Source organism: Paenibacillus lutimineralis (assembly GCF_003991425.1).
Taxonomy (GTDB): Bacteria; Bacillota; Bacilli; order Paenibacillales; family Paenibacillaceae; genus Fontibacillus; species Fontibacillus lutimineralis.
This window is the reverse complement of sequence record NZ_CP034346.1, coordinates 2,919,061-2,941,076: the sequence shown is the minus strand read 5'-3', so window position 1 is coordinate 2,941,076 and position 22,016 is coordinate 2,919,061. Positions and strand designations below refer to the sequence as shown.

The following is a 22,016-nucleotide window of genomic DNA, read 5'->3' as shown; positions in this document are numbered from 1 at the left end:
GAGTAAATATATTTATTGGAGTAAACATATTTATTTCGGGGGACTATTGGGCTGGTTCTCGACGAATACAAAACTAAAAAGCCAACACCGTATAACGGTATTGGCTTGATCCAGGTGGATCACCACTTCTTCATGCTCCGTACTGCAGTCGTTTACAGTTTACGAATAGATGCTGCTGATCGCTCTATCAATTCCGATTTAAATAATCTTGCCGGATAACTTAATTCCCTGTTTTTATGAACGATCAATCCATGCATGGAATAGCTTGCCTGACTTATAGGAAGTAATGCAAAATCGCCTTCGTCGAGCTCTCTTTGCACCGCAATTTCCGGAACCAATGCAAAACCAATCCCGCATTGAACCGATTGTTTAATCATTTCCAGGCTCGGATGCTCAATTGCTTCCTTAACATCAATCCCTGCTTCCTGCATCGCCATGCTGGCCTGTGTATGGTATAAGCAATCGGTTCCGAAGCTGATCATAACTTCTTTACTTAATCGATGAAGTCCCTCTCGTTCAACTTCCATCATCAAGGCATTGGATGCAATAAATATCAATTTTTCTTCAACCAAAGGATAAAATACGATGTCATTACGCTGTGGATCGCGTGGCACAATACCAAAATCAATCGCATGATCAAGCACTTGATCCAGAATATCGTGATGGAATCCTGATTCAACTCTGAGTTTCACTTCCGGGTACTCCTTGACAAAATGCTGTATAAACGGAGAAAACCGTGTCAGAAAAAAGGATTCCTGCATTCGAAGATAAACCGTGCCCTGGGGTTGCTCTATCTCATTCATAGCTTCCTCGATCGAAGCCCCCAAGTGAACAAATTGATAGGCATATTTCATCAGCTTTTCACCAGCCGCTGTCGGTTTGACTCCTCGAGATAATCGATGGAACAATTTCTGCTTGCACGCCTGCTCCAAAAACTGAATATGCGTCGTCACCGTGGATTGAACATAACCCAGTTTATCCGCTGCACGGCTAAAACTTTTTTCTTCCATCACAGCGATAAAGGTTTTGAAAAATCTTCCTTCCAACAATTCAATCACATGAATCCCTCCTGATATCGATAAATGAAATATGTTATATCGATTTATATCATGACTGCGATACCTGTTTACATGATATCATAAATCTCGTAAGAAAATAAGAAATCGATTCGAAAATTCGATAGGAAAGCGAGAGGAGCAGTTATGAGTAAAAAACAAGGTTTTAGAGTTGGAGTCTATGTTTTCAAAGATGCTGAGGTCGTTGATTATGCAGCACCTTATGGCGTATTTTCTGTAGCACGGAGATTGGATCCTGAACTTGATGTATTTCTTGTCGCGGATTCGTTAAGACTCGTCCAAACACAAGCTGGTCTCACCGTGCATCCCAATTACAGTTTCAATGAAATGCCTGATATGGATGCCTTTCTGATTCCAGGTGGTTTCGGTACAAGACAGGAAACTTATAATAAACGGCTGCATCAATTTATTTTGTCACTGCCCGAAACCACACTGCTGACCAGCGTTTGCACAGGTTCCTGGATCTATGGAAACATGGGGCTGCTGGATGGTCTACCTGCTACAAGCCGGAAAGAACCGGATCGGTTGGAAGCTTCGGAAATGGGCAAAGTGCCGATCGATCGTCTTGCCGAAATCGCGCCGGCTTGCACGATCAGTAGAGCGCGGATTGTTGACACCGGCAGAATCATTACCGGTGCCGGGATTGCATCCGGTATGGAGATGGGATTCCACTTGCTCAGACGCGCCGGATATGATGAAACCTTCATTTCGGATGTAGCCCGGGTTATGGAATATTCCGAAGCGTACAACGTTTACAAAAATGATATTGAATATTTCAACCAAGCCAGTAAGTAAATAACCCACAAAGTGGAGCCTATGTACGATGCTTATTCCAAATACTTTGCGGGGACCCCAAGAAATTTATAAATTCTAATATGTTGAAAGAAAGGAGCCGTCCGGCATGCCGGACGGCCCTTTTTTTAAATCATGACTTGAATGGATTGAACTATTTATTTCCGCTGAAAGCAATATTTAATCCTATAATCCCCAGTAAAGTACCTTGTATATAGTTTAATCTTTTCGATATACGCGGACTTTTTAATAAAAGATTACGTACTTTTTCAGAGAAAAAGCTAATTACAATAAAAATAATGATCGCCTGAAGCATAAAAACTACGCCCAAAACAAGCATTTGTATGGGGACATGACCCATTGATTGATCAACGAATTGAGGAAGTAACGCCAAGAAAAATAATGATACTTTGGGATTTAAGATATTCATCAGGATTCCCTTTTTGTATAAAGAACGATAGTTTAGCGACTTCTGATCATTCAATGTCAGACCGGATTCTTTTTCTCGAAACGACTTCCATGCCAAGTACAATAAATAGGCTGCTCCGGCATATTTTACGATCGCAAAAGCTATCGCTGATTGATAAATGATCGCTGAAATCCCAAGTGCTGCAGCAGCTACGTGTACGATGAGCCCTGAGCAAAGTCCTAATGCCGTTGCTATGCCTGCTTTTTTTCCCTGCGAAATGCTCTGTGCAAGAACAAACAGATTGTCCGGACCAGGCATCAAAGTAAGAAGAACGGCCACCCCCAGAAAAGATAAGACGGTTATGAAGTCCATTGCATCAGCTCCTTATGTTTATTTCATACTCTTGTTTTTTTCCCAGTTGGATCTCAGCACCAAAATGCCATCCGTTCATGAATAGTACTTATATTATACAATATTAACGCAGTGTCGTCTTAAATTAATAATAAAAAGTAGGCTGTCGAGACTTTATCGGTAGCCTGAAAAAGCCAACACCGTATAACGGTATTGGCTTATTACATAAAGTCATCAACTACGACACTAAACTCCGTAATACTCTCATTATTAGTTTTCAAGCAATTGGAGATGCACTTCATAGAATCCTATAATATCGGTAGAAGCATATTGCTGGGCGGTCAGGAAAGAGCCATAAAAAAATCGTAAACAGAATTTTCACCGCGCTATCGACGGATATTCCCTGCTTGAGCTGCTCCAATTCCTCGGCTTCTGACATGCTGCGCTTAAAAAGATCATAAAGATTCGGTGCCTTGCTTCCTATTTCTTCTTCATCGGGGAACAGGAGCCGGACTTCAGCTCTGCTCAATTCCGGCGGACAGGGATGCATCTTCATCTGCGCGAGAAAAGAAATCAGGCTAGGCATGATGCCAGTGATCGTCTCGGCTTGCTCTCCTACTTTGTAGAGCAGATGCCTGATCGCACCGAAACCACGCTTCTGCATGTTCTCGATTTCAATAATCCGTTCAGTAAGCCATATTTGCATGAAATAGATAAGCACATCTTCCTTTTTCGGAAAAAACTTAAAGAAAGTAACCCGGGATAGCTCCGCTTTCTGACAAATGTCTTCTACCATGACTTCGTGAAACATCTTATCTTCCATTAAGGACAAACTGGTCTCATATAGCGCAATCTTAGCCCTTGCCTTCTTGATCTCCCTCAGTGAAATATCCGTATTGGTCATGCTCATCATCCTATTAATTTAGTTAACTTATATTAATAAATTAACTAAAGATAATCAAGTTTGTCAATCATTCACGTTCTTGTTCTTCCTTCTTTTTTTAATCTGCTAATGCAGCCAAATGCCGCGATAGCCAATCCCCCGCTCACTGCCGTCGACAAGGAGAAAGCTCGGACATAGTCCTCCAGGCTGGCTTCCGTAAGTGGGGAGCGCAGAGCAGCCGAGAACAAAATGCTAATTAATGCTACCCCAAAAACGTTCGCCAAATACATCAAGGTGGTGAACAGCCCTGAACCGGTTCCGGCCAATGCCGGGGGCACCTGATGCAAGATCATATTAGCCAGCGGCGTTGTCGCCATACCCAGACCCAGTCCATATACCAATAGGATCATTATATTTTGCCAATGGAATAAATGTACGGCATCGATTTGCAAGGACCAGATCAGTATAAATAAACTGGCTCCCATCGTAAGCATCCCGGTTTTTAATACCGCAGCCCCCCATCTCTGCACCATCCGTGATGACAATAATGAGGTGGTGAAGAATCCAAGGCCCAGCGGTAAAAAGACAAGACTCGTCTCTGCAATACCGAAATGCAGTCCCGACTGCAAATAATAATTCAGGATGAAGAAAAAAGTAAACATGCTAAGATATACGACCAGCTCTGTAATGATTCCAACACGGAATGAGCCAATTTTGAAAATGGATAGCCCCACCAATGGTATGCGCCCCGTCTCTTCTCTCTGTTTCTGCAAAAGCACAAATACCAATAGCAGCAAGATGGACACTATCAAACAGCCCCAGGTCCATAGCGGCCAGCCTTGCTTTTGCCCGATGGTTAATGGATAAATAAGCATGAGCAAGCCCGGAATAATCAATGCGATCCCGAACCAATCAATACCTTGACTGGACTGTCCGCGGGATTCAGGGACGATGGGCAGTCCCATCATCACTAGCAATCCAAACGGCACATTAAACAGAAATACGATTCGCCAACCAAGACCAAATAAGTTCCAGTCCACCAATAAACCGCCTAGTATCAGCCCCAACGTGAATCCGATACCGATAACTGCGCCGTAAATAGCGAAGACTAACCCTTTTTCACTGGGGAGAAAGCTGCTTTGCATGATGGACAAAACCTGCGGTTGAATCATCGCTGCCGACAGCCCTTGAACGATGCGAATCATAATAAGTAAGGTCGGGTCGGACACCAATCCGCCGAGCAAACACATACAAGTAAAGCCCATAACCCCGATCCAAAGCATGCGTTTTCGTCCATACATATCTCCCAGCTTCCCACCCAGGATCAAGGCAATGGCCAGCCCTAACGAATATCCTGAGAATATAAGCTGAGCTTCAGCGAAGCTGGCATGAATGCTCGCTTGCATGCTTGGAAGCGCCACCTGCATCATATAATTGTTCAGCGAAATCAGAAGCGTTGGCAGCAAAATCAGGATTAAGGCGAACCAACGGCGCGGATTGGCCTGGGGTACCGCATCAACTTCACTCGTAGGGGCAGCAGTCAGATTATTCAAAGTCATTTATTGCAGCTCCCTTCCCTGCTGCAGTCTCCATTCGGATGAAACGCAAAAGCCAGTCTCCCGTTCACTGGATTGTTGTAGATTTCGCAATCAATATTGTAGACATGCCGAACCATATCTTTAGTCAACACTTGCTCCGGCGTCCCGTTGGCCACAACCTCCCCGTCTTTGACCGCATACAGCACATCGCAGTACAATGCCGCAAGCGACAAATCATGTAGCGCGGCCAAAGTGCCGATCTTCAACGATTTAACGGCAGACAATAGCTGCAATTGATATTTGATATCCAGATGATTGGTTGGTTCATCCAGAACAAGCAGCTCCGGCTGCTGTGCAATGGCTCGTGCCAGAATGACTCGCTGCTTCTCGCCGCCGGAGAGCGTTGAATAACTTCGATCTGCATAGTCCAGAAGGTCAACCTTTTGCAGGGCTTCATGGACGATTGTATAATCCTCCTTGCGATCGGACTCCAGAAGCTGTTTATGCGGAGTACGCCCCATCAGCACCATTTCAAGCACAGTAAAATCAAAGTTCATATCATTAAATTGTCCAACTACGGCCATCTTTTGGAAAACCGTCTTCGGCCTCACCTTCATAACATCGACATTATCTAAAAAGACCGTTCCCCGCTTTGGTTTGATTACCTTATAGATCGATTTTAGAAGTGTGGATTTACCACAGCCGTTTGGGCCGATGATTCCAACGAATTGACCTCGCCTGACACAAAGTGAAATCTCATTAACGATTTGGATGCCGTTAACAGCTACTACAATCTCATTGACCGCCAGTTTCATGCTAGTTACCTCCAAATCCGTAGTTCTTCTTCAACAGCATGTACATCAGCATCGGTGCTCCAAGAAGCGCCGTTACAATTCCAATGGGCAGTTCGCTGTTAGGTATAACTGTCCTTGCCAGCACATCTGTCCAAATAAGAAAGATAGCGCTAAATAATATAGATACCGGCAGCAATCGCTTATGGTCAGAGCCCACCATGCTCCTTGCAATATGCGGAATGATAAGCCCGACGAAACCGATAATACCGCATGTCGCGACAAGCGTCCCCGTCAGAACCGAAGAAATCACCATATACAATCCTCGATAGGCTTTCATATTCATACCAAGCGTTACAGCCGCTTCGTCCCCCATCAGCATCGTATTGAGTACCCGTGACTGCACAATAAAAAAGAATGCAGCAGCGGCCGTTATACTCCCAACGAGCGGCAAGCTATCCCAATGGGCGGAAGCGAGGCTGCCCATCGTCCAGAAGGTAACCGAGCGGATTCCCTCGGAGTTGCTCGCCATATATATAATGAAATTGGAGCATGCGCTACATAGTGCGTTGACTACAGTACCCATCAGCACCAGCTTGGCCGATGATATTTTCCCGCCCAAATTTGCTAATATCATCACGGCTCCGGCTGCTCCTAACGCCCCTATAAAAGCCCAAAAGGCCACCCCCATGCTTCCTGCCAGGCTAGCTGTCCCAATCCCCAGCATAATGGAGAAGGTCGCCCCCAAGGAGGCACCCGACGAGATACCGAGAATATAAGGGTCCGCCAGCGGATTTTGCACGAACGACTGCATGACCGTCCCGCATAATGCAAGCCCCGCGCCCACAATCATAGCCAGCAATACCCTTGGGAACCGAATATTCCAAATGATATCAACAGCCCCAGCTGGGAGCGTCCCACCCGGATGATCGAGGGAGATGCCAAACATCTGATTTACGACGATCTGCATCGCATCGCCAAAGGATACCGATACTTGACCCATCGACAAAGCTAGTCCGATCGAACAAATCAAAGCGAGAACGAGTGCACAAATCATCAGGACAAATGAAGAACGTCTACTTGCCAACTTCCCGAAATCAGCCCAGTGGCCCTTGATCTTCTTATACGTTTGCGGCCTTACCATGGCTTATTGTCCTCCAAACAGCTCGGGCTGTACGAATCGAGCAACTTCTTCATATAAATCCGTGAGCTGCAATCCACCTCGAATGGCATTGGTGTAATCCGCCACCATAACATTCCCGGTTTGAATCGCCTTCATATTCTTAAGGCGCGGATTAGAGAGCAGCTTATTCTTGATGCTTTCGTGGTCGCTTTCCTGAAAATGGGTCAGGATGATTTTATCTGGATTTGCTGCAATGATCGCTTCGATTTGCAATTCGATGTACCCGTCCGCTAACTGCATATACTCTCCGCCTGATCCTTCCACCATCTCATCGATCACGCACCAGGATGGAGGATAATAATCATAATTTTCACGCCCGGCGCTTGCCAGTAGGAGTACCTTAGGCTTAGCCTTCACATGCTGTGCCTTCTGTGTGATTTCATCGATTCTTGTTTGCTGCTGCTTAAGATAAGAATCCGTCTGCTCCTCGACGTTAAAGATTTTTCCAAAGTTTTGGATATCCTCGAAATAGTTATCGATGCTGCGTCCGATATTAAAATTCGATGCGGGAACCACCTGAATACCCCTTTCGTTCCAAAAGGATATCCCGCCTAACCGATCTTCTTTAAATGCCGAAGACATCGAGTATATCAAATCAGGCTGCAGGGCGATAACGGCTTCTTTACTCGGCCACAGCTCAGTTAAGAGCGGCAATTTGGCGATTTCATCCGTATATGGAGAAAAGGACTGATCAAGATAGGCCAGGCCAGCAATTTTATCCTTTTGCCCGAATTGAATCATCAGCTCTGCCATAGCTGTTCCAAGTACGACTACTTTTTGCGGTTCCTTCTCGATGGTCTGCTTCATTTCCTTCCCTTCGTCCGTATAAATTCGGAGCGTAACTGGGTAATGTTGACTGCCATTATGACCACTTTCTGTTCCGCCTTCCACCCCCTGACTATCGGTATTCACAGAATGAGCTCCTTGATGCGGCGGATTGCCGCATGCCGCGCTAAATAAAGCGAGCACCGTCAAAAGTATAGTGAACTGGATCATTTTAATGCTTGAGTTTCTCATGATTGCCTCCCCTGAAATTTCTGCAAATTTGGACATACTTTTCGTTCCAGGAAATATTGAAAATAGCAGCATGACCAATTGATAATCATTATCAGTGATAATGAATCGGTGTTCTACCTGCAAAGGTATTTTCTTTGCCTGTAGAAGGAGCTGAAAAAGCCAAAAAAGGGATTCCGAACATGCTGATCATGTCCGAAATCCCTCTTGTAACATCTCGTCTATCCTATTTACTATCATTAATGGGAGAACCTTCTGAGATATTCGCTTGGATTGTATCCATAAATTTTACGGAAAGCTGTCGTGAAATTGCTGACATTACTGTAGCCCACAGCTACCGCCGCTTCCCCTATATTCATCCGTTGTACTTCCATATAATACAGAGCCTTCTCCATCCTCTGCTTCCGCACCAGTTCGAATACGGTCATGTCAAAACGTTCCCGGAAGCCTTTCTTCAACTTGAATTCATTAAGCCCAACTCTACGCGACAACTCCTGAAGCGATAACGGCTGTTCGAAATAGCGAAGCACCAGTTCTCTTGCTTGATCCAGTTTCAGTAGATCATCACGGGTCAGGAAGCGGCTATGGCCCTCCATTTCATGGCCTTCCACTTCCCCGAACAAAGCGATCAGCTCCATGGCCTTGCTCTCCATATACAATCGTTTCAGTGCACCATCATAAGAGCAGTTCATCATATCCGATACACATCGATGAATTTCCGGCGTGTTTGGATACGGATTAATATGTCCCTTATGCCGTTTCAGCCAAGTCTCCATTCTATGCTTCTCACTCGGATCAGCCGCATAATGGAATAGCCCCTGCGGAGATAAACGGATTTCCAGCATTTGATGGCGGACATCCGCTTTCTTCTCTTCATAGACCAATTCATCCTCGAAAAATAGCACGTTGCCCGTCCAATGACGAGTATGGCTTTCTTTGCCATCCCATTCACAATAAATGTCTCCGCTAAGGCAGTAGCTAAGCTCAAACAGCGGGCATGCTTCCTGAATACGAAGCTTCATATCCTGCGCATAGGTCAGGTCTGTTACAACTATTTCCATACCGGGACGGATGGGTGTTCTCAAGATGCTTCCCTCTCCAACCTGCGTAGGAATCGTGATATGCTGTTCCCATGAACGCTGCTGGGTTTGTCCTTGAATCAGATCCGTAAATTGATCAAAGAGGCTGTGCACCTCGCTGTTCAGTATATTAAGAGTCAATTTGGCCACCTTCTAGCTTCGTTAATTTCATTCAAAATATTTTGCTCGTACTGAATATGATATAATTCTGCAAACAGCAGACAATATTTTGCGCGGATACTATGTATATAACATAAGAGAGAATTACAACACAAAAAATAGAACAAATATCCCACACTCGACCAGGAGGAAAATCCGATGACATTGCAGCAACTCAAGTACTTTATCGAAATCGTGAACTGTGGTTCGATTAATAAGGCAGCGGAGAGTCTTTATATATCACAACCGAGCTTGTCCAATGCAGTAAAAGACTTGGAGGCCGAGATCGGTGTCGAGCTCTTCAACAGAACGCCCAAAGGCATCACACTAACAATGGACGGTGTAGAATTTCTAGGTTATGCCCGTCAAGTCGTCGAGCAAGCAAGCTTGCTGGAGCAGCGCTATTTAAGCAAGAAACCAACTCGTCGCCTATGCTCCATCTCAACTCAACACTATGCCTTTGCTGTGAATGCGTTCGTGAACATGGTCAAGAAAACCAATGCGGACGAATATGAATTTACGTTACGCGAGACACGGACTCATGAAATTATCGAGGATGTAAAAACCTTGAGAAGCGAGCTGGGCATTCTATACATGAATCCGTTCAATAGAAGAGTCCTTGAAAAACTACTGCGCGAGAATGGATTGACCTTCCACCCGCTGTTTACAGCCAAACCACATATTTTCGTCAGTACGTTGAACCCGCTCGCCAAGCAAGAGTATGTCACGCCTGAAGATTTAGAAGAGTACCCTTGCCTCTCCTTTGATCAAGGTGAGAACAACTCGTTCTATTTTTCCGAGGAAATCCTCAGCACGGCATATAGCAAGAAAACGATCCGCGTTAGCGATAGAGCTACCATCTTCAACCTGATGATCGGCCTCAATGGCTACACGATTTCAACGGGAATTGTTAGCGCAGATTTGAATGGGGATAACATTATCGCCGTACCCCTTCGTATCGAAGATACGATAGTGGTTGGCTGGATTGCGCATAATTCAATACAACTTACCAAGCAGGCCATGATGTACCTGGAAGAATTAAAACAAGTGGTATCCGAGTATGATGTTCTTATGGATGGTTAGGTATAGCTAATAACTATAACGGAACATAGAATAATGGCGTTACCCTATATACTCCTATTTGTATTACATTTTTAGTACCAAACATTTAGGAGGACTACCCGATGAGCAAGAAATTTCAAACGGTCGGCAGCTTGCTTCGCCCTCAGAACCTGCTGAGCTACAAACACCAAATCGAACACCGCGACGATATTACGTATCCGTTCTATACCGATTTCTCGGGATATGAGGAATGCGAACATCAAGCGACTAAAAGAGTGATAGATCAAGAAATTCAGCATGGACTTGAGATTATAACGGACGGCGAATTCTCAAAGTCGATGTGGCACCTGGATTTTGTATGGGGATTAGCAGGTATCAACCGCTATATTGCCGAGCACGGCTACTTCTTCCGTGACAAGGACGAGACCCAAAAATACGAAACTCGCCGCGACATCGGTCTGCGCATTACCGCACCGCTTAGCGGCAAGAACCATCATTTCATTAGCATTTTCCAAAGACAGGCTGATATTACAGGTGACAGAGAAACGAAGCTCTGTATCCCTTCGCCATCTCATATTTTCGGAGAACTCTCATGGTCTGACAACATCGGCGGCAAAGATTCCGTCTATGCCACACCGCAGGAATTAAAAGCGGGGCTTATTCAAGCGTACAAAGAATTTGTTCAGGAATACGCTGCAGCAGGAGGTAAAATTCTGCAATTCGATGATTGCCTTTGGGAGATTTTTGCGGATGACAACCCCAACTCTCCGTACACGGGCCAAAATATTGATCAAGAAGCTGTGCAGGCATTGGCGACGGAATTTATCGACATCAACAACACAGTGATTGACTTCGGTCACAGCCTTGGACTGAAAATGTGGACGCACAACTGCCGTGGCAACTACGATTCTCGAAATATGGGCGGTGGATCGTACAGCAAAATTGCCGATTTGTTCTTGAAGCAGCTGAAATACGACCGCTTCTTCCTGGAGTGGGATGACGATAGAGCCGGTTCGCTTGACGCACTTGCGGTGTTCAAGGATAAGCCAGATACTGAAATCGTACTTGGTTTGCTGTCGAGTAAAACAAACACCCTTGACGACGAATCCCGCGTACTCCAATTACTTGACGAAGCATCCAAGATTATCCCGAAAGAACGCTTGCTCCTCTCGCACCAGTGCGGCTTTGCCTCCTGTGACGGCGGCAATGAACTGACCGAAGATGAGCAATGGGCGAAGATTGATCAAGGGCAAAACATCGCTCTGAAATACTGGGGCGAGTAATGCACTGTAAGGAATACCAAATGACTCCTGTACTGGTACTGGACAGGAGTCATCTTTTTTATCCATTGCATGATTGATTAACGTGTTTTCTTGTATTTCGCCGTGCGTGTATCTTCAATGATACTGCTCCAGTTCATTCCGTAGCCAAAATCATAGGTATGGCCTTCCGTATCAACATGGCATTCCATATCGTGCGGAACATCCTCGAACTGTTCCTCTAACGTCCTACAATAAAGAAGCCGCCCACAATGTCTAACATGGAATCCATCTTCCCTTTTTCTGAACAGGGACAAGCTTGTCAAGCTTTCAATTGTAAATCAGGAGCAGTTGGAAGCTTGACAAGGGCGGTAGTTCCCTCTCCCTTGACGCTCTTAAACTCCACTCTTCCTCCAATCGACTGGATAATCCGAAAGGTCACCATCAGCCCAAGACCGGTGCCATTCATCTTGGTGGAATAGAAAGAAGCTCCTAATATCGACAGTTGTTCTGCTGACATGCCCACACCGTTATCACGAATCCGGATACAAATCTGATTGTATTGCCGATAAGCGGCTATAGATACTTGTCCTTTTGATGCTGAAGTCGCATCTATAGAGTTCCTAATGATATGGGTCAGCGCTTGCTTTATTTTGGACAAATCTGCCTGGATCCATAAATCCTCTTCTGCCAACATCTGCAAATCCACATGGTTTGCCCGTGCAATCGGCTCCATTTCATCTTTAATTTGAAACAATATTTCGGATACCGGGAACACTCCAATCGACTCCATTTGCGGTTTAGCGTAATTCAGGAAATCATTAATGATATATTCCATGCGGCCAAGTTCCATCATTGATATTTCCAGATACTTTTTGTTTTTCCCTTCCGCGTTCCGCAGTGATAACTGCAAGAAACCTTTAATCGAAGTTAGCGGCGAACGAATTTCATGTGCTAAAGACGCAGCCAATTGGCTGGTTACATTCAGCTTTTCAGTACGGATAATTTGTTCTTGCATGCAAATCGCTTTAATCGTCACTTCCATTAACAAGACAGCCATGCACATCGTAATTAATTGCAGTATGAAAACTTGTAGTATAAAGAATTGGGAGTAAGACTCGGGCATTTGATTCGTCAAAGTGAATCCGCCCCATAAAACAATAAAAGCAGTAATTGTTAACAGGATGCTAATGATGAACCGGAATTGCGGAGATTTCTTATTGAAGCGGGCGGCAAAAGGATATGCGGCAGCGTAGATCAAAAGTGAGGTCATGAAAGCGATTAAAATGTTGTCCAAACCGATTAAATAACGGCACATGAAGAAAAGAATAAAGGAGATGGTGCCGCCTACATTACTCCCATATAAAACAGCAATGATTAACGGTATGGTTCTGAGATCGCTGTCAAAGTCATTCGTAATACTCGTTGGCAAAAGCATGGATAACACAATTGCGACTCCACAGCATAATCCGAGAAGCATCTGCCTCCGTAGATCTTTTTTATAGAAGTTATAATTTGTAATGCAGACCAATTGGTATAACAATAATGGAAATAATATATCGAGAATATCCAGTAACAGATCTTTTATCATAGGCTCCCTCCCAAGTTCATTTATTCGACTCCGAGAGGTTATTTTCCTTTTTATGTAAAGGAAAGTTTCTTATAACTAAAAACCCACCTCTTGCAAGATGGGCTCAAACGAGGTTGTTAATTTTTAGCAACCTTTCACGTACTTGTTTATTGCTTTTTCAATTCCCCCCTCAATTAGGACGCTCAACCGATCTATAATTATCTCTGGTCCTTCACTCATACCGTTTCGGATCCACTCCAAACCGATCGGGGTCTGCCAGGATTATATATTCAACCGTATCTACGAGTCGATTAAGCGGACAGAGCTTGCGGATGTGGCCGGTGTTCACCCTGCATATCTCTCTAAGTTGTTCAAGCAAGAGACAGGCATGACCGTCATCGAATATATTCAACGACAGAAGATCGAAGAAGCTAAGAAGCTCCTTACTCTCTCTGATGCCTCTCCCCTTCGCGCCGCCAGTCTGCTAAATTTCCACGATCAGAGCCATTTCACGAAGGTCTTCAAGAAATATACCGGCGTCACGCCGAAGCAATACAAGAATCATGCTGTCTAATCGTTGTATAGATCTAAAGAGACAAAACAAAAAGGCTACCTATCCATTGATATGCTCCCCTCTAAGTAGACAGGTTTAAAAAATAAACCGACTACCCAGAGGGGGGCATTTCTTTTGTCAAAACCAGACACATTCACAGCAATAGAAAAATTAGCAATTTTAGAAGAGTTAAGTTCGGGGGAGGGCACTCGGGCCGAAGTCGCTCGCCAACATAAAATCAGTATTAATACATTGGTGAAATGGCGTAAACGTTACGAGCTTTATGGAATGGATGGATTGGAAATCCGAACTCGTAACTGCAGTTATTCATCAGAACTGAAAACCCAGGCGGTCCAGGATTATCTTTCGGGACAATACTCGCAATACGAACTAATCGTTAAATATAAAATTGCAAGCCGTACTCAACTCAAACGGTGGATCGACAAGTATAATGGTCATAGCAACTTGAAAACGTATAACGGGGGCGCAAGGTCTATGACAAAAAGTCGGACTACTACTTGGCAGGAACGAATGAATATCGCGCTTTATTGTATTGCACATGAGCGTGACTATCGGAAGACGGCAGACCAGTTTGAGGTTTCCTACAATCAAGTGTACCAGTGGGTGAAGAAATATGAGAGTGGGGGGCCGGATGCGCTAAAGGATGGGCGAGGTCGAAAGAAAGCACCCGAGGAACTGACTGAAACCGATCGGCAGAAATTTGCAATGAAACAACTGGAATATGAAAATGAACGGTTAAGAGCGGAGAACGCATTCTTAAAAAAGTTACGGGAATTGCAAGGGAGATGAGTTTAAGCGGGCATAGACAAGCGCATGTTTACTTGGCCATTCGAGCCGTTCACGAAGAGTCGCAGATTAGCCTGCGGATACTATGTGAGGTAGCTCGGGTGCCAAGGTCTAGTTATTACAAATGGATTAATCATAAGCCCAGCCAGCGTGAGCAGGAGAACAAACAGTTGACAGAAGCCATACTAGCCCTTCATGAGCAGGTGCGAGGCATTTACGGCTACCGAAGACATACCGTCCAGCTCTCTCGAGACACGGACAAACCTATTAACCACAAACGAATCCAGCGGCTTATGAAGCTAGCAGGTATACAGTCGGTCATTCGCAGGAAGAAAAAGAAATACATGCGCTCTACACCTCAGCATGTTGCAGAGAACCTGCTGAACCGCAAGTTTCAGGCTGAAAAGCCCAACGAGAAATGGCTAACTGATGTAACGGAATTTAAGTGCGGAAACGGCCAGAAGGCTTATCTCAGCGCTATTCTGGATCTCCACAGCAACATGATTATTTCCAGTGTGATTGGGCATTCGAACAACAACAGACTCGTATTTGAAACGCTGGATAGAGCTCTTGATGCTGTTCCGGGCGCTACTCCTATGCTACACAGTGATCGAGGTTTTCAATATACTTCGTTAGAATTCAAACGAAAACTGGACAAAGCCAACATGACACAGAGTATGTCACGTATTAGTCGGTGTATCGACAACGGACCGATGGAGGCATTCTGGGGGACCTTAAAATGCGAGAGGTATTATCTGAATACATACAGTACCTTTGAGGAACTAGAGAAGGACATTAACGACTACATCCACTTCTACAACAATGACCGTTTACAAGCAAAATTAAACGGTCTCAGTCCCATGGAATACAGGACTAAGACCGCCTAAATATTTTACTTATTTGTATTGTCTACTTGACGGGGTGCAGTTCACATTGCTGGTTAGGCAGCCTTCCTTTTTTTCCTTGTAAACTATCAAATCTGTGACTATTTATTATGCTCATGAAATGCTCGAACGTCTAACGAAAGTTCGATGTAAGGGGTATGACAGTTAGTTTCTTATTTCACTGGCAGAGAATTCACTACATGCCACTTTAGATCAAGCAGGACTGGGGGATAAAAGATCGGCTGAATCCAGTTATAGCTGCCATCTGCTTGAAGATTCCCAAGTCTTATCGTTCCGTCAGGTGCTTGCTGAAGCCTCCACTGACCGCTCGCTAAGCTCTCCCCGGCTTCCATTCTTTTTATAGCCTCATCAAAAGAGAATTCTTCACCCTTATTACGCTCTACAGCCGCTAACGCTTCTTGATACTGCCACTCCAAATCTGCCTCTGCATCATTATTCATCTCGGAGTCCCACAGCAACTCAAAAGTGAATCCCTTTAGCCCGTTAGCTTCTACTGCCTCTTTAAAAGTATCCGTCACAAATATACGTAGACTCTTATATTCTGGAATCATAAAGATCGGGGACTCTTGGATCACATCCAGCTTGAATGCAAATCGATGAACATCTCTAACAAAGCCGGGGTGTCCCTCAACATATTCAACTTCTGAATTCTCATAGTCCAATGCATCTATAAGCCTAATGACATTGACAGCATAGAAACGCTTTGAAGGATGCTGTAAAGGCAGTAACTCTACATTCGAATTGAGATAAGGTGCAAGCACTTCTACGGTACGTTCACCGAATATAGGAATATGGCTGCCTATCCCTGTACAGTCACAACGCTTCCGCGATCGATAGGTTTCAAACGGCACCACTCCCCATTTTTCCCCGATTACAGTTCCATTAAAATAAGGATCTAGATATTGACTTACTGCATCACGGTTAGGAAAAGTAAAAGAATCATATTTATCAGATTCATAGCCCCATTTCCAGACTTTCATCGCTTAGCTCCAGCTCTTTTCTTTGATTTTTCCAAGTGCGATTTTGCCTTCAATCCGTTCTGTTCTAGTGTTAAGAAATAATTATAGAACTCATTGTCCTTAACGTAGCCTTCCTTCTCATACAGAGACTGTGCCTTGATGTTATTGAGGGCCGTTGACAGTGCAATGCCCTTTGCCTTTGTTAATACAGCAAATTCCTTCACATGCTTCAGCAACAACTCACCAACGCCCTCTCTACGGCTTTCCTCCCGCACATACAGATCATTAAGTACCCATGAACGCTGCATAGAAATAGACGAAAATGTAGGATAGAGCTGAGCAAATCCTGCCGCTTGGCCATTCGAAGCATTTCGTGCAATAAAGATCACCGACTCGGCATGATTGAAGCGTTCGAATAAAAATGCTCTTGCTCCTTCCAAATTAGAGGGCTGCTGATAAAACACTCGATAGAGGTCAAATAACAGCACTAAATCATCCAAATCCTGATGCGTTGCTTGAGCTACTGAATATTTTGTATCCATGAATATACTCCCCTCTCCCGTTCTAACTCTGATTCAAATCTGAGATCACCTCACAAAAAACGTAAACATCAGTACGATAACCGGAATCCCTAATAAGATACCAGAGACGATACTATGCCGTTTCTTATTCATGACGACAACAGCGACATATTCCCGAATCATCGCATTTGGCCAATAATATAGAGCCGTCTTGGCCCCGATCCCTTGACTTGGCAACCCTGCTAAGCGCGCATACATCCCCGCCCGGAACAAATGAAAGTTATTTGTTGTGAAAATGCTGTTATATCGGCTGCCTCCGCTCAAATCGTCCATAATCTGCTTGGAGAACAGCATGTTCTCATATGTATTCGTAGAACGATTCTCTTGAATCGTATCCTCAATCGGAATCCCCTTGTCCAAAGCATAAGCTTGCATCGCTTCGGCTTCTGACACTTGTTCATCCGACCCTTTTCCCCCGGAGAAAATGATCTTAGGCGGGGTTGTCACCGCTTCCTGACGATGATAAAATTCAATCGCCTTATTAATACGATTTGCGAGCAATGGTGGAACTCTACGGCCAATTACTCTGCTCCCGAGTACAACAATAAAATTCTGATTCAATTTCGGACGATTGAACTGATACAGGAAATAAGCCGACAGGAAGCTGGATAAATCGATGAAGAAATAGAATAGTAAGACCGTTACCCCAGAATATAGAATTTGGGCCCACCACGGCATGTAACTAACCGGCTGAATAAAAGAAAGGACGATATAAGCTAAGATGCAGATCCCTAATAGAAGGGCGAGATAGTTAGAAAATTTCCGTCCTTCTTTTTTGATTAAGATTCGACCATTAATCAGTAAGAGGATCGCCAAGGCGAAGCCGCCAAAGAGCAAAACAAGAAAGATTAAAATGACTGGAAATATCGCAAGTATTCGAAGGATCGGAATATCGGACGTTATTGCCGCAAGAATACACATTCCACCAGCCGAAAGGGCAAATATGTTGAACAGAAAGCCATTAATAATTCGTCTTGGATCTCTCAGGTAGAACCAGAGGAATATAACCAATGTGACAAGCGGAACTATCCACAATGCAAGTATCATCTATGCTGTACACCCCATCCACAAATAAATTACTTATATGTATATATCGTCTCTTCGGCAAGTGGAGATTATTCCCCTACCCAAAACGCCTTATAAGGATACCACAAAAAAAGGAAACCGCCCATAAAAAGGCGGTCATTCATGTAAACAGCGACTATTTAACTATGACTATGTGTCCATCGATATATCGTCCCAGCCTTCATCAAAGCGTCCGATCATCCAGAACAGACCACGGCGCCTCTCCATGACGATGCTCTCATTCATACCCGCTGGTAATTCCTGACCATGGATCCGACTGTCCACGCACGCCCAGTGCAGCCGGTAGATTCTGTCGGCTTCGTCCAGAATTTCCTCTTGACTGCGCATCGAAGTTTTCCGATAGAAATCATCGAAGGAATCGCATTCCGAGACGACTTTAATGGCATAGTCACAGTCGCAAACCTGATCGGGAAAATCGAGCTTCTCTACGAGCCCGAGCGCCCAGATCAACGCCCAATAAGCTTCGTATTGCCAAGTTATATTGATGGCTGCCCGATTCGTCGGATTCTCGTCCTGCAGAAGCTCTCTTTCCTTATTGGTCAGCTGCTCCTCCACACCAAATTTCTGCAATAAATTGATGATGAAGTCCCTGGATTCCCCAAGATCTTCTCCTTGGGCAACATCGCAAGCATACTGAATAACGATCAGCAGGGCCACAGCCCTGCTGGCAATTTCCTCTGGCGTCTTCCACTTGCATTCTGCCGCGGGTGGAAGCTCAGGCATCGATTCCAGATAAGGTATACCACGATCCCGTATGTAGGAGATAGACGCTTGCTTTCTCCCCACGCCTTCCTCTGATGTCTTCTGTGGACCCATAATTTTATTCGTGCACGCATGAGGTGTGAACTCAGCTGGACCGGAGCTGCCGTCCGGATGAACGATCGCTCGTCCGTCACTGTCAAGCAGGGTACCATCCTGCAGAAATCCGATGCCTCCAAGTGCAGACATCAGTTCGAGACATAGCTGCCATTGTCCTTCGCTCAGTTCCTTCTCCGCTTCGATCGCAAGCAATGTGTTAAAGACGGAAATTTGCGTAAGTACCAATTCCTTCAGATGCTCATCAGCAAAAGGGATACGGTCGTAAAAGCCCATCATTCCCGGAATATTCGCTTCGAAATAATCAGGGTTCCCATCCTCGGTCAAGACCCGGATTGTCAGCTTCTGCTTCTTGAACAGGGAATTGGACTGCAGGATATAATCGCTTCCGCTCTTCCCGATCTTATAGCTTCTCGCGAACACGCTCGCTATCATGCTCTCTAGATCATCAATATCATTCTTAGAAGCAAATATGGAGAAATATTGCAAAATCTGTAACCTCCTCAAAAGTGCGAATAAGGGTTGTTTAAAAAGTCCCCCTTTGATCACGAAGCAATACTCTAGCTTAATCGGCATCGAATCTTGAATTCAGCCGGGCCTTCCGGTGCTCGCGTACCCACTACGTACGCTCCACTCCTCAGTCCCTAGCTTCATCCAACCTTCTTGGTGCTGAAAGTCTGACTTTTTAAACACGTATAGTGTATAACGTTAGCCTACTTGACCTCCGAAACGGTTGTCAAATGCTCGAATGCATTTATGATCTTTGGAGCTGTCAAGGACTGCGTATACAATATGCTCGAAGCATTTGCCGTAGCCTTCCTCTATGAGCAGCTCATGCCACCAGCCCGCAACCTTGACCGGGTCATTACGAAATACGCCGCAGCCGTATGCTCCAAGAATCAGGTTGCGGTCACCTCGTTCAGCGAAGATGGCTAGAGAAAGACGCATACGATCCAGCATAACTTGCAGCGCCTGCTCCGCATTTTCCCCCTTCAACAGCACCTGTCCATAGTTGACTGCTGGCAGCGTCAATACGGAGGCAGTTACCGGCCGCTCCAGCAGCTCAAACCTCTCATCCCGGAAAAATACCACATCCGGCGAATAGATCGCATGGTTGGTATACATCATGGACTTGCAGGCACGGTTAGCCTTGTAGTAGCCTTCGTTACGCAGCTGAGTACCGTATAGACCGCTTGATGCAGCAAGACTCTCCTCCTGCGCCATTGCACCATTCAGGAAGCCGCCTCCCGGATTTTTGGCGCTGGCGAAGTTGAGCACACCAACCCGTTCAACCCCCGCCTGTGTAATATCAAGTATTGCCTTGACTGTTGCCGCACTAACGACTGTCTGCTTCGCCTGTTCTCCAATCGATGGTATCGTACAAGTGCGCACCAGCGCATCCCCTTGTTCAGGCGTAATTAGCACGCTGCGATCCTCGGAATGTTTCTGCTCTGCGGAAAAATCAATCCGCCGTCCGTTTACTTCATAATATCCTTGCTGAATATAACGCAGCGTATCTTGTGCAATTGCTTTTCGGTTCATGGTAATCCCTACTTTCAATCTTGTATTAAGAGCTGATCCCGCACTTCAGTTAGTGCGAAGCCCAATAAGTTGCGTCCCCGCCATTTTACCGGATTCTCAACATGGGGATCGTCCTTCCCCATACCGATGCCCCAGATGCGATCAAGAGGGCTAGCCTCTACGAGAATCCGATTTTTCGTCGTCTTCAGAAAATTCCTTAGCTGCTCATTTTGAGAAAATTTAGCCAAGTTGCCTTCCCTCACAATTTCATAGCAGTTATGTTCCCATACTTTATGATCGAAGTTCTTCACAGCACGGCCATAGGCCTTCATTTGCTTCGGATGCTTGGCATTCATAATCGCTGCTTCCATTTCACTGTCATTGAACAGGCGCGCCTTCTCCGCCATCATATATTGCTCAGTACAGGAATAGCGCTTGCCCTCTACGGTAAATTCGCACTTCCACCATTGACTGAAGCAGCTCTGATTAATGCTGCCATCCGACGGCGGCGTATGTCCCCAGAAGAACAAATACTTAAATTTCTGACCCGCATTATGTGCTTTACGAAGTTCCTCTATGTTATAGATCAATTAAATCCTCTCCCTACTTCTCCGGTACAGTCTTGAAGGACGATGACCAGCGTTCTCCGTATAATGGTCAGTCTCTTCAACAAGATCGACGATCTTCCGGCGGAAGGCCGCCTTCAGCAGATCTCGGTCTATAATAACCTCATATACTTGCTGCAGTTCTGTTAAGGTAAACAATTTAGGCATTAAATGAAGCGCAATGTCCGTATACTCAACCTTGCCCCTCAGGCGTTCGATAGCGCAGGCGATAATCTTCGCGTGGTCGAAGGCAAGCCCTTCATTGGAGATAATGGCATACTCCGTTGCATGGGCTGTATCCGTCGATGTGATCTTCCGTTCTACGACAGCATTCAAGCAGACATCTCCATGGATCAGACTAAGATCGTACTGCCTCGTCTTGATATACCCGTCTTCCAGCAGTTCCATCGACTCCCGCACCAATCGATAAGAGAGCTGGAACCAAGCGGCATGATCCGCATCATCCCCGGCCTCAACCTGGACCTGACTGCTATCGATGAGCGCCATATAAGAGCAGCTCATTACCCAGGTGCGCGGATCACGATCCGGTTCGCTGAAGGTGTATAGCTGCTCCAGGTAGACATGATCGACGCCGGTCTCCTCCCACAGTTCCCGCTGAGCCGCCTGCTCCGTCGTCTCCGTAGAACGGACGAATCCCCCCGGCAGCGCCCATTGTCCCAGATAGGGATGCCCACCGCGCTGAATAAGCAGGATGCGCAGCTCCTTCTCGGGCAGCTTGCGATAATTATCTTCCACCGTATCACTCACCGTGAAGATGACCATATCTGTGGCCACCGACGGACGCTCATAATCTCCAGCTCGATATTGTTCCAGGAATTCTCGTTCCGTCAACCCATTGCGATCCCTTAACTCCATTTATCGTCACCTGCACCGTAATCATAATTCTCTCTTAGTAATATATTGTTATTATCAATTTGTTAATAACAATATATGTTATAAATCCCACGTTGTCAAGTCAACGCAGGATTCTCATGTCTAGATTTTTCACACAACTTA

22 protein-coding genes and 1 pseudogene are annotated in these 22,016 nt (G+C 45.2%); 6 read left to right on the top strand and 17 right to left on the bottom strand.

The annotated features are described in order from the left end of the window. Window positions 1-152 precede the first annotated feature (152 nt). Window positions 153-1,058, bottom strand: a complete 906-nt coding sequence (locus EI981_RS12555; RefSeq protein WP_126998602.1) for a LysR family transcriptional regulator — start codon at window positions 1,056-1,058, stop codon at window positions 153-155. A 144-nt stretch (window positions 1,059-1,202) separates the two neighbouring features. Here EI981_RS12555 and EI981_RS12550 point away from each other — a divergent pair, with 144 nt between their 5' ends. Then, entirely contained in the window at window positions 1,203-1,871 is a 669-nt protein-coding gene (locus EI981_RS12550; RefSeq protein WP_126998600.1) for a DJ-1/PfpI family protein, read from the top strand. A gap of 151 nt (window positions 1,872-2,022) precedes the next feature. Here the strand turns inward: EI981_RS12550 and EI981_RS12545 are convergent, their stop codons facing one another. The 7 genes from EI981_RS12545 to EI981_RS12515 form a co-directional block, all read right to left on the bottom strand. Next, complete coding sequence (locus EI981_RS12545; protein WP_126998598.1) at window positions 2,023-2,649, bottom strand: LysE family translocator; 627 nt, start codon at window positions 2,647-2,649, stop codon at window positions 2,023-2,025. 277 nt (window positions 2,650-2,926) lie between these two features. Beyond that, window positions 2,927-3,532, bottom strand: a complete 606-nt coding sequence (locus EI981_RS12540; protein ID WP_335926380.1) for a TetR/AcrR family transcriptional regulator — start codon at window positions 3,530-3,532, stop codon at window positions 2,927-2,929. Between the two features lie 71 nt (window positions 3,533-3,603). Continuing rightward, window positions 3,604-5,070 (bottom strand): MFS transporter, encoded by a 1,467-nt coding sequence (locus tag EI981_RS12535; RefSeq protein ID WP_227011819.1) that lies wholly within the window; start codon window positions 5,068-5,070, stop codon window positions 3,604-3,606. Beyond that, the gene (locus tag EI981_RS12530) at window positions 5,067-5,864 is read right to left on the bottom strand and encodes an ABC transporter ATP-binding protein (protein ID WP_126998596.1); all 798 of its coding nucleotides are present in this window, start codon (window positions 5,862-5,864) and stop codon (window positions 5,067-5,069) included. Before EI981_RS12530 ends, EI981_RS12535 begins: the two co-directional genes overlap by 4 nt. Window position 5,865: 1 nt before the next feature. Further along, window positions 5,866-6,984 (bottom strand): FecCD family ABC transporter permease, encoded by a 1,119-nt coding sequence (locus EI981_RS12525; protein ID WP_126998594.1) that lies wholly within the window; start codon window positions 6,982-6,984, stop codon window positions 5,866-5,868. 3 nt (window positions 6,985-6,987) lie between these two features. Beyond that, window positions 6,988-8,040: an ABC transporter substrate-binding protein gene (locus tag EI981_RS12520; RefSeq protein ID WP_227011818.1), complete on the bottom strand. Its 1,053-nt coding sequence runs from the start codon at window positions 8,038-8,040 to the stop codon at window positions 6,988-6,990. Between the two features lie 236 nt (window positions 8,041-8,276). Then, window positions 8,277-9,257: a helix-turn-helix transcriptional regulator gene (locus tag EI981_RS12515; protein WP_126998592.1), complete on the bottom strand. Its 981-nt coding sequence runs from the start codon at window positions 9,255-9,257 to the stop codon at window positions 8,277-8,279. Between the two features lie 177 nt (window positions 9,258-9,434). Here EI981_RS12515 and EI981_RS12510 point away from each other — a divergent pair, with 177 nt between their 5' ends. Further along, window positions 9,435-10,358: a LysR family transcriptional regulator gene (locus EI981_RS12510; protein ID WP_126998590.1), complete on the top strand. Its 924-nt coding sequence runs from the start codon at window positions 9,435-9,437 to the stop codon at window positions 10,356-10,358. Between the two features lie 101 nt (window positions 10,359-10,459). Then, window positions 10,460-11,620, top strand: coding sequence for a cobalamin-independent methionine synthase II family protein (locus EI981_RS12505; protein WP_126998588.1), 1,161 nt, complete (start codon window positions 10,460-10,462; stop codon window positions 11,618-11,620). 77 nt (window positions 11,621-11,697) lie between these two features. Here the strand turns inward: EI981_RS12505 and EI981_RS30240 are convergent. Together EI981_RS30240 and EI981_RS12500 are read right to left on the bottom strand one after the other, a co-directional pair. Further along, a pseudogene (locus EI981_RS30240) lies at window positions 11,698-11,847 on the bottom strand (glycoside hydrolase family 3 C-terminal domain-containing protein); the annotation flags it as partial. 71 nt (window positions 11,848-11,918) lie between these two features. Beyond that, window positions 11,919-13,187, bottom strand: coding sequence for an ATP-binding protein (locus tag EI981_RS12500; protein WP_126998586.1), 1,269 nt, complete (start codon window positions 13,185-13,187; stop codon window positions 11,919-11,921). A 313-nt stretch (window positions 13,188-13,500) separates the two neighbouring features. Here EI981_RS12500 and EI981_RS30235 point away from each other — a divergent pair, with 313 nt between their 5' ends. The 3 genes from EI981_RS30235 to EI981_RS12485 all read left to right on the top strand — a co-directional run bounded on the left by EI981_RS30235 (window position 13,501) and on the right by EI981_RS12485 (window position 15,413). Continuing rightward, window positions 13,501-13,740: a helix-turn-helix transcriptional regulator gene (locus EI981_RS30235; protein WP_227011817.1), complete on the top strand. Its 240-nt coding sequence runs from the start codon at window positions 13,501-13,503 to the stop codon at window positions 13,738-13,740. Window positions 13,741-13,854: 114 nt separating this feature from the next. Further along, entirely contained in the window at window positions 13,855-14,529 is a 675-nt protein-coding gene (locus EI981_RS12490; RefSeq protein WP_126998584.1) for a helix-turn-helix domain-containing protein, read from the top strand. Continuing rightward, entirely contained in the window at window positions 14,526-15,413 is an 888-nt protein-coding gene (locus tag EI981_RS12485) for an IS3 family transposase (RefSeq protein ID WP_126998582.1), read from the top strand. The genes EI981_RS12490 and EI981_RS12485 overlap by 4 nt, the downstream gene beginning before the upstream one ends. A gap of 170 nt (window positions 15,414-15,583) precedes the next feature. Here EI981_RS12485 and EI981_RS12480 read toward each other — a convergent pair whose 3' ends face one another. The 7 genes from EI981_RS12480 to EI981_RS12450 all read right to left on the bottom strand — a co-directional run bounded on the left by EI981_RS12480 (window position 15,584) and on the right by EI981_RS12450 (window position 21,875). Next, the gene (locus EI981_RS12480) at window positions 15,584-16,411 is read right to left on the bottom strand and encodes an imm11 family protein (protein ID WP_126998581.1); all 828 of its coding nucleotides are present in this window, start codon (window positions 16,409-16,411) and stop codon (window positions 15,584-15,586) included. Continuing rightward, a complete protein-coding gene (locus EI981_RS12475; RefSeq protein WP_126998580.1) occupies window positions 16,408-16,932 on the bottom strand; it encodes a GNAT family N-acetyltransferase in 525 nt (174 codons plus the stop codon). Before EI981_RS12475 ends, EI981_RS12480 begins: the two co-directional genes overlap by 4 nt. A 45-nt stretch (window positions 16,933-16,977) precedes the next feature. Next, a complete protein-coding gene (locus EI981_RS12470; RefSeq protein ID WP_418789066.1) occupies window positions 16,978-18,015 on the bottom strand; it encodes a YdcF family protein in 1,038 nt (345 codons plus the stop codon). Window positions 18,016-18,186: 171 nt separating this feature from the next. Beyond that, complete coding sequence (locus EI981_RS12465) at window positions 18,187-19,362, bottom strand: DUF4272 domain-containing protein (protein ID WP_126998576.1); 1,176 nt, start codon at window positions 19,360-19,362, stop codon at window positions 18,187-18,189. A 219-nt stretch (window positions 19,363-19,581) separates the two neighbouring features. Continuing rightward, complete coding sequence (locus tag EI981_RS12460; protein ID WP_126998574.1) at window positions 19,582-20,415, bottom strand: TIGR02452 family protein; 834 nt, start codon at window positions 20,413-20,415, stop codon at window positions 19,582-19,584. Between the two features lie 14 nt (window positions 20,416-20,429). After that, window positions 20,430-20,984 carry a riboflavin biosynthesis intermediates N-glycosidase gene (locus EI981_RS12455; RefSeq protein ID WP_126998572.1) on the bottom strand — a complete coding sequence of 185 codons (555 nt, stop codon included), beginning with the start codon at window positions 20,982-20,984 and terminating at the stop codon, window positions 20,430-20,432. After that, window positions 20,985-21,875, bottom strand: coding sequence for an NUDIX hydrolase (locus EI981_RS12450; protein ID WP_126998570.1), 891 nt, complete (start codon window positions 21,873-21,875; stop codon window positions 20,985-20,987). Between the last annotated feature and the right edge of the window lie 141 nt (window positions 21,876-22,016).

What these genes read in the sequence shown, in the direction of transcription:
- EI981_RS12545 (WP_126998598.1), bottom strand. Translation starts at nt 2,649, where the DNA reads ATGGACTTCATAACCGTCTTATCTTTTCTGGGGGTGGCCGTTCTTCTT.
- EI981_RS12520 (WP_227011818.1), bottom strand. Translation starts at nt 8,040, where the DNA reads ATGAGAAACTCAAGCATTAAAATGATCCAGTTCACTATACTTTTGACG.
- EI981_RS12510 (WP_126998590.1), top strand. Translation starts at nt 9,435, where the DNA reads ATGACATTGCAGCAACTCAAGTACTTTATCGAAATCGTGAACTGTGGT.
- EI981_RS12450 (WP_126998570.1), bottom strand. Translation starts at nt 21,875, where the DNA reads ATGGAGTTAAGGGATCGCAATGGGTTGACGGAACGAGAATTCCTGGAA.
- EI981_RS12540 (WP_335926380.1), bottom strand. Translation starts at nt 3,532, where the DNA reads ATGACCAATACGGATATTTCACTGAGGGAGATCAAGAAGGCAAGGGCT.
- EI981_RS12530 (WP_126998596.1), bottom strand. Translation starts at nt 5,864, where the DNA reads ATGAAACTGGCGGTCAATGAGATTGTAGTAGCTGTTAACGGCATCCAA.
- EI981_RS12505 (WP_126998588.1), top strand. Translation starts at nt 10,460, where the DNA reads ATGAGCAAGAAATTTCAAACGGTCGGCAGCTTGCTTCGCCCTCAGAAC.
- EI981_RS12550 (WP_126998600.1), top strand. Translation starts at nt 1,203, where the DNA reads ATGAGTAAAAAACAAGGTTTTAGAGTTGGAGTCTATGTTTTCAAAGAT.
- EI981_RS12500 (WP_126998586.1), bottom strand. Translation starts at nt 13,187, where the DNA reads ATGATAAAAGATCTGTTACTGGATATTCTCGATATATTATTTCCATTA.
- EI981_RS12535 (WP_227011819.1), bottom strand. Translation starts at nt 5,070, where the DNA reads ATGACTTTGAATAATCTGACTGCTGCCCCTACGAGTGAAGTTGATGCG.
- EI981_RS12525 (WP_126998594.1), bottom strand. Translation starts at nt 6,984, where the DNA reads ATGGTAAGGCCGCAAACGTATAAGAAGATCAAGGGCCACTGGGCTGAT.
- EI981_RS12475 (WP_126998580.1), bottom strand. Translation starts at nt 16,932, where the DNA reads ATGGATACAAAATATTCAGTAGCTCAAGCAACGCATCAGGATTTGGAT.
- EI981_RS12460 (WP_126998574.1), bottom strand. Translation starts at nt 20,415, where the DNA reads ATGAACCGAAAAGCAATTGCACAAGATACGCTGCGTTATATTCAGCAA.
- EI981_RS12480 (WP_126998581.1), bottom strand. Translation starts at nt 16,411, where the DNA reads ATGAAAGTCTGGAAATGGGGCTATGAATCTGATAAATATGATTCTTTT.
- EI981_RS12485 (WP_126998582.1), top strand. Translation starts at nt 14,526, where the DNA reads ATGAGTTTAAGCGGGCATAGACAAGCGCATGTTTACTTGGCCATTCGA.